Source organism: Aeromonas sp. s1(2024) (assembly GCF_040908005.1).
GTDB classification, from domain to species: domain Bacteria; phylum Pseudomonadota; class Gammaproteobacteria; order Enterobacterales; family Aeromonadaceae; genus Aeromonas; species Aeromonas caviae.
The window spans coordinates 126,207-136,176 of sequence record NZ_JBFOCW010000047.1 but is presented as its reverse complement, the minus strand read 5'-3'; the positions used below and the strand labels follow the sequence as shown (position 1 = coordinate 136,176).

Annotated in this window: 11 protein-coding genes; 1 reads left to right on the top strand and 10 read right to left on the bottom strand. The window is 63.7% G+C overall.

Going from position 1 to position 9,970, the window contains the following annotated elements:
* Positions 1-29 precede the first annotated feature (29 nt).
* The 3 genes from AB5Y70_RS11660 to AB5Y70_RS11650 form a co-directional block, all read right to left on the bottom strand.
* Complete coding sequence (locus AB5Y70_RS11660; protein ID WP_039039881.1) at positions 30-326, bottom strand: helix-turn-helix domain-containing protein; 297 nt, start codon at positions 324-326, stop codon at positions 30-32.
* Positions 323-853, bottom strand: a complete 531-nt coding sequence (locus AB5Y70_RS11655; RefSeq protein WP_039039880.1) for a DUF1523 family protein — start codon at positions 851-853, stop codon at positions 323-325. The genes AB5Y70_RS11660 and AB5Y70_RS11655 overlap by 4 nt, the downstream gene beginning before the upstream one ends.
* Positions 854-1,031: 178 nt before the next feature.
* Positions 1,032-2,654: a methyl-accepting chemotaxis protein gene (locus AB5Y70_RS11650; RefSeq protein WP_043154550.1), complete on the bottom strand. Its 1,623-nt coding sequence runs from the start codon at positions 2,652-2,654 to the stop codon at positions 1,032-1,034.
* Between the two features lie 164 nt (positions 2,655-2,818).
* Between AB5Y70_RS11650 and AB5Y70_RS11645 the strand changes: the two genes are divergently transcribed.
* The gene (locus AB5Y70_RS11645) at positions 2,819-3,451 is read left to right on the top strand and encodes a LysE family translocator (RefSeq protein ID WP_039039878.1); all 633 of its coding nucleotides are present in this window, start codon (positions 2,819-2,821) and stop codon (positions 3,449-3,451) included.
* A gap of 142 nt (positions 3,452-3,593) precedes the next feature.
* Here AB5Y70_RS11645 and AB5Y70_RS11640 read toward each other — a convergent pair whose 3' ends face one another.
* The 7 genes from AB5Y70_RS11640 to AB5Y70_RS11610 form a co-directional block, all read right to left on the bottom strand.
* Entirely contained in the window at positions 3,594-4,697 is a 1,104-nt protein-coding gene (locus AB5Y70_RS11640; RefSeq protein ID WP_043154552.1) for a beta-N-acetylglucosaminidase domain-containing protein, read from the bottom strand.
* 45 nt (positions 4,698-4,742) lie between these two features.
* Positions 4,743-6,470, bottom strand: coding sequence for a potassium/proton antiporter (locus tag AB5Y70_RS11635; protein ID WP_010674047.1), 1,728 nt, complete (start codon positions 6,468-6,470; stop codon positions 4,743-4,745).
* A gap of 268 nt (positions 6,471-6,738) precedes the next feature.
* Entirely contained in the window at positions 6,739-6,885 is a 147-nt protein-coding gene (locus tag AB5Y70_RS11630; protein ID WP_010674048.1) for a hypothetical protein, read from the bottom strand.
* Positions 6,885-7,571: a M15 family metallopeptidase gene (locus tag AB5Y70_RS11625; protein ID WP_043154557.1), complete on the bottom strand. Its 687-nt coding sequence runs from the start codon at positions 7,569-7,571 to the stop codon at positions 6,885-6,887. The genes AB5Y70_RS11630 and AB5Y70_RS11625 overlap by 1 nt, the downstream gene beginning before the upstream one ends.
* Positions 7,572-7,600: 29 nt before the next feature.
* On the bottom strand, positions 7,601-8,728 hold the full coding sequence (gene dapE, locus AB5Y70_RS11620) for a succinyl-diaminopimelate desuccinylase (protein WP_010674050.1): 1,128 nt from the start codon (positions 8,726-8,728) through the stop codon (positions 7,601-7,603).
* A gap of 22 nt (positions 8,729-8,750) precedes the next feature.
* Positions 8,751-9,101, bottom strand: coding sequence for an ArsC family reductase (locus tag AB5Y70_RS11615; protein ID WP_039039874.1), 351 nt, complete (start codon positions 9,099-9,101; stop codon positions 8,751-8,753).
* A 326-nt stretch (positions 9,102-9,427) separates the two neighbouring features.
* Positions 9,428-9,742 carry a hypothetical protein gene (locus AB5Y70_RS11610; RefSeq protein WP_010674057.1) on the bottom strand — a complete coding sequence of 105 codons (315 nt, stop codon included), beginning with the start codon at positions 9,740-9,742 and terminating at the stop codon, positions 9,428-9,430.
* Positions 9,743-9,970 lie beyond the last annotated feature (228 nt).

Genomic DNA, 9,970 nt, shown 5'->3' with positions numbered 1-9,970 from the left:
CTATGGGAGGCAGAGCAGGGCCCGGGGTGTCAGGGATACCCCAGGGTCTGCCTGATAACTGGAAGCTGCGCAGCAATCCAGGCCGGATTGATGGGCCCCCAGTCGCTGATGCGGTAGTGCCCCTGCAGATGGCGAGCCCCCTCGGTCTGCTCGAAGGCGCACTGGATGTCGAGCTCCGCCAGGGCGCTGAGGGTGTCCTGGGCGGTGCGGCGCGGCATGCCGGTCGCCTCCATGATGGCGGGCACGGTGTCCGTGCCCTGACTGATGAGGTGAGCCACGTAGAGCCGACGATAGAAGCTGGTGCGGGTCTTGCTCGGCTCGCTCATATCTCGTCCTCGAGGCGATCGAAGTAGCGCCAGGTGGCGATGGCCGCCTTGCCCATCACCAGGGCCCAGACACCGAACCAGAACCAGCGGAAGAAGCTCCAGGTGGAGGCATCGGGCTCGGTGCTCGCGATCTTGGTGACGTTGGGGAACATGGAGAACATGTTCACGCGCCAGCCGTAGGAGGTGATGATGGCCAGGCGTTTTTCGAACTCCATGGACTTGGCCTTGGCCTGGACGTCGGCGGCGTTGAACTTGAAGTAGAAGGGCCAGCCCCATTCGGTGTCTTCATTGCGAAACACCCGGATCTTCTCGCCGGGGCGCTCGGTGTAGATGTAATAGACGTCGGTGGTGGGGCCGTCAGCCGGGTTCTTCTGGCTGATGGGGCCATCCTTGTCGGTGCGCTTCACCTCCACCCCGGTGATGGTGGCGATGGTGTGTTCCGGCAGATAGAAATCGAGCCAGAGTGCGGAGAGCAGGGCGATGAGGCCGAGCGTGATAAAAGCGGGTTTCTTGAACTTCAGGCTCATGATGATCTCTCGATGAGGGGGAGTGACGTGCCTCTACCATACCCACATTTGTGAATGCAGCCCAGCCCCCAATGACACCTTGATGGCAAAAACCCATTTTAAACAGGAGGCGTGAAGGGGGAGGGGCAAGTGCGGGGCCTGCGCCGGGCCCCGCGGTATCGAAGAGACCCTCTCGGGATCAGAGCTGGAACTGGGCGAGCTGCCTGCGCTGCTGCTCGGCGAGCTGTGACAGTTCGTGACTGGCGGCGGCACTCTGGCTGATGCCGGCGGCGTTCTGGTTCACGATCTCGTGGATGTTGGTGAGGTTGCGGCTGATGTCGGCGGTGACGCAGGATTGTTGTTCTGCCGCGGTCGCCACCTGGGCGTTGGCACCGTTGATCTGGTTGACCGCGTCCGTGATGCCCCCCAGCAAGGCCTGTACCTCGGCGGAGAGCTGCTGGTTGTGGCCGAGGATCTCCAGGGTCTGCTGCACGCCGCTGTTGGCGGAGAGGGACTGGCTCTGCAACTGCTCGATGATGGCCTGGATCTCCTTGGTGGAGTCCTGGGTACGGGCAGCCAGCAGGCGCACTTCGTCGGCCACCACCGCAAAGCCGCGGCCGCTTTCACCGGCGCGGGCCGCCTCGATGGCGGCGTTGAGGGCCAGCAGGTTGGTCTGCTCCGAAATGCTCTGAATGACTTCGATCACCTTGCCGATCTGCTCGGACTGGGACTTGAGCCTGGCCACCACAGTCGCGGCGTTCTCCAGACTGCCCGCCATGCGGCCGTTGGCCTCAATGCTTTCGGCAAACAGGGCCAGCCCCTGTTCGACCCGACTGTTGGCATCCCGGGCCAGCTCGTCGGCCAGGGCGGCGTTGTGGTTGACGTTGTCGGCGGTGCTGGCCAGCTCGGTGACGGCGGAGGCCACCTGTTCGGTCTCACCACGCTGCTGCTGGGCGTTGACCTCTGCCTGGGTCATCACAGCGGCAAGCTCGGTGGCGGCGGAGGCCACATTGCCGCTGATGCCGGTCAGGGTCTGGATGGTGTTGGCAAGCTGGCTCAGGGTCCGGTTGATATCCCTGGCGAGCTGGCCCAGCTCGTTGTTGCCTTCGGCATTGGCACGCACGTTGAAGCGGCCGAGGGCGACGGCGTGCATCACCTCCTGCAACTGGCCGATGGGCTGCACGATGCGCCCGGAGATCCACCAGCCGCCCAGCAGGGCCGCGATCAGGGTGCTCCCCATCAGCAGCAGGGTGCGCAGCAGGGTCGCGCGGTAGTGGGCCTGCTCCTCGGCAATCTCAGTCTGGGTCAGCTGATTGATGTGGACGGACATGGCATCGATCTGCTTGATGAGCGCCTCCCCCAGATCGCGAAAGTGCAGGCGGGCCTGCTCATAGGCGGCGGGATCGCCACTGCCTTGGTACTTGGCGGTCAGCAGGGGCAGCATGCTGCTGCGGGTATGGCCGAGGTAGGCCTGCAGGGCGGCCGCGACCTGACGGTTGTCCTGCTCGGCACCGGTGACAACCAGTCTGGTCAGGATGGCGCCAATCTCCTGTTCGGCGGCGGAGAGCTGAGCCGGCAACTGGGCGAAGAGGGCCTCATCGTAGAGGCCGTAGATGGCGTTGGTGCGCAGTCGGTAGGTGGCGTGGATCAGGGCCGCGATGTCGTCCTTGTGGCGGGTGACGCTGGCGGTGGTTTCATTCATGTCCTGAATGGCACCGTCGATTTCCTGTTTGCTGATCACGGCCATCAGCAGCATCAACAGGCTGGCGAGCAGGAGAGGGATAAGCACTTGAAGACGAATGGACAGATTATTCAATGACATGAAAGATCCTAACCCGAAAGAGGAGTGAGGCGGCATCTTACACAGGCGCGACAATCCTTGTCACAGGGTTTTTAATGCTGAATTCTTGCTGAATGAAAAGGTTTTTCTTGTGTTAAAAGAGTGTGATAGGCAAGATCGTCTGCTTGTTACCCTGGAGGTGTAGTGTGTCCGACTGGATTGATCCCGCCATCTTGGCGCTCTTTATTCCCACGTTCTTTTTTGTCTCAGTAACACCCGGTATGTGCATGACCCTGGCGATGACCCTGGGCATGAGTCTGGGGGTGCGCCGTACCCTGCACATGATGTGGGGGGAGCTTGTCGGCGTCGGCCTGGTCTCCGTGCTGTCGGTGGTCGGGGTGGCGGCAGTCATGCTCAACTACCCGGCCCTGTTCTCTGCATTCAAATATGTCGGTGGCGCCTACCTGGTCTGGCTCGGCATCCAGATGTGGCAGGCCAAGGGCAAGATGGCCATCCCGGCGGATCTCTCGGCGGGTCAGCAGACCAGCCCCATGGGACTGGCCGTACAGGGTTTCGTGACCGCCATCGCCAACCCCAAGGGGTGGGCCTTCATGGTCTCCCTGCTGCCCCCCTTCATCAATGCGGCCAAGCCGATGGCACCCCAGATAGGGGCCCTGGTCGCGCTCATCCTGGTCATCGAGTTCTCCTGCCTGATGCTCTATGCCAGCGGTGGCCGCACCTTGCGCCATTTCCTCGCCAAGAGCGGCAATGTCACTCTGATGAACCGGATCGCGGGCTCTCTCATGCTGTTTGTCGGGGTCTGGCTGGCCTTCGGCTAAACACCCGCTCAATCTGCCGCCCTATGTGACGCCATGGGGCACCTGAAGAGACATCATGCAAAAAGGCCACCTCCCTGCCCGGGAGGTGGCCTTTTACATGGGCCCGTTTTTTCATGAACCCACTTTTCATGGACTCATGAGGTCAGTCGGTCAGGCAGTCCGGATCGAACACGTACTCCCCGGCCAGCCAGCGCAGGATCTCGTTCACGCAGGCCTGATCCTGGAACGGCAGGTAGCGGCTCTTGAGATGGATGACCTGCTCGGGGGTGAGCTGGGCCAGACCGATGTCCTGGAAGAGCGGCAGGTCTGCCTGGATCATGGCGGAGATCTGCGGCCCGCAGGTGGCGTTGAGGGAGGCGTGCAGCGCCTTGTCAGGATCGTACTGCTTGCCGAGCTTGTAGCTCATGGGCAGGGTGGCGAGCGGCAGGGCCGAGAGGGCCGCCTGCTTCATGGGATTGACCGCATGGCCGCTCACGAGATCCGCCAGCTCTGCCGGACGGTTTTCGAAGGCGCGCAGGTGCAGGAAGCTGCTCGCCTTGCTGCCGTCATTGACCGGATAGTTGTCCCACAGGAAGGGCTTGCGATGGAGCCAGTCGGCGGCCTGTTTGAGGTGGGCAGCCGGATACTCGGTGGAGCAGACTTTGGGGCCGGTCCAGAAGACATCGATGCGCTTGTCGAGCCCCTGACCCAGATCCTGCAGATAGTGGGGGGGCATGGCACCGAACACCTTCTCCAGCACCGGATCCGTGCTGTAGTAGCTGGGGCAGAACAGCAGGCGGCCTGCATCGGTGTGGGCCGCGATGTCGTGGGCGATGGTGAGCTGCCAGTGGGCGAGATCCGGGGTGTCCCCCTTCATGTCGTCAAACAGGATCGCCAGGATATCGGGCTTGAGCACCTCTTCGATGAGCCTCACCTTCTCCAGCAGGGCGGGTCGCTGGCGGGCATAGTCGTGATGGGCCCCCATGGGGCTCAGGCCCACCCCGAAGGCCAGACCGTTCTCCCGGCACTGGCGGGCGAGCTGGCACAGGGCTTCAAGCTGGTCGGCGGGCCAGGGGGTGGCCCAGTGCTTGCGCAGGTAGCCGTCTTCCTTGGGGGCGTAGAGGTAGAAGCCATAGCCGTGGCGGGGCAGCCACTGGGCGTAGCGGGCACGGGCTTCCCAGCTCCAGCCCTTGCCAAAGAAACCCTCGATGAGGCCCAGCTTGGGCGAGGGAGGATACAGACCGGACAACAGGGTTTGATAAGGCATGGTTCACTCCCTTCTCACACAAATGCGGGCTACGATGGCCGGCGCCTAGACGGGGTCTTCTTCCAGGAAGCGCACCCCTATCTTGCGGGGTTCACCCTCTTCCATTTCCGCCACCGTCCAGAGCAGTCCCTGCCAGGCGACATGGTCACCGACCACCAGATTATCGCCCAACTGATGGGCAATAAAATCGCCGAGGCTCTGATCCGCCACCTCGCTCACATCCAGCCCGTAGAGCGGGGCGAGATCCACCAGCCTGGCGTTGGCCTCCAGCAGGAAGTCACCGAAGAAGCGCGGGCCCAGATCCTGCTCCGGCGCCTGGCTGAAGAGCTGACCGAGGGCGGGCAGGTCGTGCTCGTGGCCGATGACGCAGAGGATGTCATCGGATTGCAGGCAGGTACTGCCCGAGGGGTGGAGCAGCTCCTGGCCGCGGAACAGGGCGCAGATGCGGGTGCCCTGAGGCATGCGCAGCTCCCGCAAGGGGGAGCCGATGCACCACTTCTCGGCGCTCAGGCGATAGACGAAGGTCTCCCACTGGCTGTCGAGATCGATTTCCAGCCCAGAGCGGTTGATGGGAGAGGGCGGTGCGGGCACCTCCACTCGCGCCAGCTTTGATGCCAACGGCAGCGAGCTGCCCTGCAGGATGAGCGAAACCAGCACCACGAAGAAGGCGACATTGAAGTAGAGCTGGGCATTGGGCAGCCCCGCCATCATGGGGAAGACCGCCAGGATGATGGGCACGGCGCCGCGCAGCCCCACCCAGGAGATGAACCAGCGCTCGCGCGGCGCGAAGTTCTTGAACGGCAGCAGTCCAATCCAGACCGACACCGGACGGGCAAACAGGATCATCCACATGGCCAGGGCCAGCGCCGGCAGGGCGATGGGCAGCAGCTTGTGGGGCGAGGCGAGCAGCCCCAGCACCAGGAACATGCCGATCTGGCTGAGCCAGGTCAGGCCGTCCAGCACGGAGAGGGTGGTGCTGCGGCTGCGCAGGGAGAGGTTGCCGAGCAGCAGGCCGGTGAGGTAGATGGCGAGGATGCCGCTGCCCCCCACCGCCGTGGTGAGGGCGAAGATGAGCAGGCCGCCGCTCACCGTGAGCAGGGGATAGAGACCGGGGGCGAGCTTGGCACTGTTGATGAGCTTCCACAGCAGCCAGCCCCCCGCAAGGCCGATGCCAGCGCCCAGCCCGAACTGCTTGACGAGTTGCAGTAGCAGGAAGCCGGCATCCAGCCCCTGCTGGGCGGTGGCCAGCACCTCGATCAGGGTGACGGTGAGAAAGACCGCCATGGGATCGTTGCTGCCCGATTCTATCTCCAGGGTGGCGCTGACCCGCTCGTTGAGGCTGCGCCCGCCGAGCAGGGAGAAGACCGCCGCCGCATCGGTGGAGCCGACGATGGCACCGATGAGCATCCCCTGCATCAGGTTGAGGTCGAACAGCCAGGCGGCGGCGAGGCCCGTGAGGCCGGTGGTGATGGCCACCCCGACCGTGGCCAGCGAGAGCGCGGGCCAGAGCGCGACCCGAAAGGAGGAGACCCGGGTGCGCATGCCGCCGTCCAGCAGAATGATGGCCAGTGCCAGGTTGCCCACCAGGTAGGCGACCGAGTAGTCGGCGAAGTGGATGCCGCCGGGACCATCCTCACCCGCCAGCATGCCGACGGCGAGGAAGATGACCAGGATGGGGATGCCGACTCTGGAGGAGAGTGCGCTCAACAGGACACTGGCACCCACCAACAGGGCACCGATGAAGAAGAAACTGTTGACGGTGGTGGCATCCAATGGCGAACTCCTTATGGCGGGCTGCAAAACAGGCACATTATATGCAGATTGACCCCCTTTGTGTGGCTTAATTGTGCATTGTTTTGCAGTTTTTTACGTTTGTTGCGCAGTTTTCAAGCAGGGCGAGGGTGGCGTGCCCGCGCGGGAAAGCGCAGGGAAAGGGGGCAATGGATGGGGCTTTCAGTGCAGGCAGAGGGGGGCGGCAGAGGGCGAAAAAATGCCGTGGACGGGAAGGGGGCAGGAGCGCCGACGGGCTCCTGCGAGGGGGTCAGTCGTCCTCGTCGTCCTTGACCTCCCGGATCTTGTCCTTGTACTTGGGCAGCTGTTTCTCGAGCTGCTTCATGTCCTTGATGGCGTTGAGAAACAGGCCGAGCAGAAACAGCAGCGGCAAGCCTATCCATAACCACAAGCTCATCAGAATCTCCTTTCGTGGTGTGCCGGGGTGACATAGCGGGCCAGGATCTCGTCGAGATGAGCCAGGATGCACTCCTTGCCTTCAATATCCGCCCGTTCCAGACAAAGCGCCAGCGCCACCGGATCCAGGGCCAGCCCGTCGGATTCGGGCGCGAAGCTCAGGTGCCAGGGCTCGTAGGCCACCCCCTGATCCGGTTGCTCCCCTTTTGCATAGGGCAGGAAGAAGCCGAAGTCGTTCATGTGATCGTCCAGCCACTCGCGCAAATCGGCAAACCAGCCGCCCGCCTCGTACTCCCAGGGTTCCAGCGCGAGCCGGGTGCCGGCGGGCAGGCAGTCCGGATCGTAGATGTCGAGATCCGTGCCCCAGTGATGGCGGCTGGTGCCGGGCAGGGCGCTCCAGTGCAGGATGGCGTGCAGTCGCTCGGTCTCGCCCAGTTGCAGGGCATCGAGGGGCTGGTTGTGCGCATCCAGCAGAGGGCGCTCCCCGCGCCACTTGCCGTTCCAGATGGCGAGCTGGCGCTCGAAGCCGCGCCAGCTGGAGGCCGCCTGCAGGTTGAAACCGGCATGGGCGGCAGCCACCTGCATGTCGTTGAAGGCCGCCGCGGTGGCGGCGGTCAGACGATGGGGGCCGCGCCCCACCAGGATGAGGTGGCTCTCATCCAGCCCAAGCAGTTGATCCTGATTCATGGTCTGGTCTCTCTTGTCCGGAGCGCTGCTCATGCCAGCAGTCGTGCCAGCACCCCTTGGTACATGTCCGCCAGCAGATCCAGATCGTCCGCCTTCACGCACTCGTTCACCTTGTGGATGGTGGCGTTGACCGGGCCGAGCTCGATGACTTCCGCCCCGGTGGGAGCGATGAAGCGCCCATCGGATGTGCCCCCCGTGGTGAGCAGGGCCGGCTGCTGGCCGTTCACTGCCGCCACGGCGGCGACGGTGGCGTCCAGCAGGGCGCCGGTGTCCGTCAGGAAGGGCTGGCCGGAGAGGGTCCACTTCAGCTCGAAGTCCAGGCCGTGACGGGTCAGCAGCGCCTCGACCCGCTCGCGGATAGCCGCATCGGTGAGCTCGGTGCTGAAGCGGAAGTTGAACTGGACCTGCAACTCCCCCGGGATGACGTTGGAGGCGCCGGTGCCGCCCTGGATGTTGGCGATCTGGAAGCTGGTGGGGGGGAAGTAGGCGTTGCCCTTGTCCCACTCGATGGCGGCGAGCTCCGCCAGCGCCGGGGCCGCCTTGTGGATGGGGTTGTCCGCCAGATGGGGGTAGGCGACGTGGCCCTGCACCCCGCGCACCAGCAGATCGCCGGTGATGGAGCCGCGACGGCCGTTCTTCACCACGTCCCCGACCTGGGCGGTGGAGGAGGGTTCGCCGACGATGCACCAGCGGATCTTCTCGTTGCGTGCCTCCAGGGTGTCGATGACGCGTACCGTGCCGTTGATGAAGGGCCCCTCTTCATCCGAGGTGATGAGAAACGCGATGGAGCCCTTGTGGTCCGGGTGCTCGGCCACGAAGCGCTCGGTCGCCACCACCATGGCGGCCAGGGACCCCTTCATGTCGGCGGCGCCCCGGCCATGGAGCATGCCGTCCTTGATGGTCGGCTCGAATGGCGGGGTGTCCCACTTCTCCAGGGGGCCGGCGGGTACCACGTCGGTGTGGCCGGCGAAGCAGAAGAGGGGACCCTCGCTGCCACGGCGTGCCCAGAGGTTGGTGGTGTCCTCAAAGACCATGGGTTCGATGACGAACCCCAGGCGCGCGAGGCGCTCCGCCATCAGGGTCTGGCACCCTTCATCCAGGGGGGTCACGGAGGGGCGGCTGATCAGATCCTTGGCCAGTGTGATGACGTCCGACATCGGTGTTCCTTAACAGAAAAAGTTAACGGGAGAAGAGGGATTGATAGAGGTCTGCCTTGAAGCCCAGGGTCAGGGTACCGTCCTGGTCCAGCAGCGGGCGCTTGATCATGGCCGGGTGGGCCAGCAGCAGGTCACGGGCCTTGGCGGTGTCGAGCCCCTGTTTTTCTGCTTCCGGCAGGGCGCGGAAGGTGGTGCCACGGGTGTTGAGCAGGGCTTCCCAGCCCAGCTTGGCGAGCCAGAGATCGAGCTGCTCCGGGCTCAGACCGTCGGCGCGGTGATCATGAAAGCGGTAATCGATACCCGCCTCCTCCAGCCACTTGCGGGCCTTCTTGATGGTGTCGCAGTTCTTGATGCCATAGAGGGTGGTGGCCATGGGGGATCCTTTGTCTGCGGGCCGGCGGCCCTGAAATCGTGCAAGGGCCCGATTCTGGCATTGTGGTCTCCCCATGGCAACGCTCATGGCCGGATGGGCTGGTTTTACCAGTCAGGCCGAGTGGAGAAGGGAGGGGGCCGCGCGCCAGCACACGCTGGTCTGGGACGGGATGCGCTGCGGTATCAAAGGGGGAGACCGTGGGCGGGAGGCCCTTATGCTGCACACCTGGCCGGATGGGGCCGCTGGGGTCGGGGAAGGGACGGCGGGGGCCAAAAACCAGAACGCGCCTGCTGGTATGGGCGCGTTCCGGATTCAGGGGGCGGCACTCAGTGCAGGGTGGTCCACTCGTGATCGAAGACCCGTGCCCGCTCCCAGGGGGCATCCGGCAGGCTGGAGGAGAGGCCGGCGTATTTGCCCACGTCATCCATCACGATGGCGGAGAGAATGGGCAGGTGATTTTCGGTGCAATACATGCGGATGCGTTGCAGCAGGGTACGCAGTTCATCCTGGCACTGCTCCAGCCCGGCCTGCCTGGCCAGTTTGGAGTAACGAATGGTGGTGCGTTCCTTTGCAGACTCGACGAGGATGTCCCACAGCTTGCAGTCGCAGGTCGGGGTGCCTGCGGTGGCTTGGTTTGTCATAACTCTCTCCGGTGCGAAATGGTCGCTCTGTGTCGACGGGCATCTTGGCCAGTTCACCCCGGCGGGATGTTGATCCAACGCAAACAAAGTGGCGGTTGTCGGTCAGGGATACCCTGGGGAGCATTCTAGATCCAGTTTTGTGATGTTAAATGTCGTTTTTAGTTTTATTTTTGGAATAAAAATCTACAATCGTTTGCTTTTTCCATCTTTATTGATGGTGATCAAGAG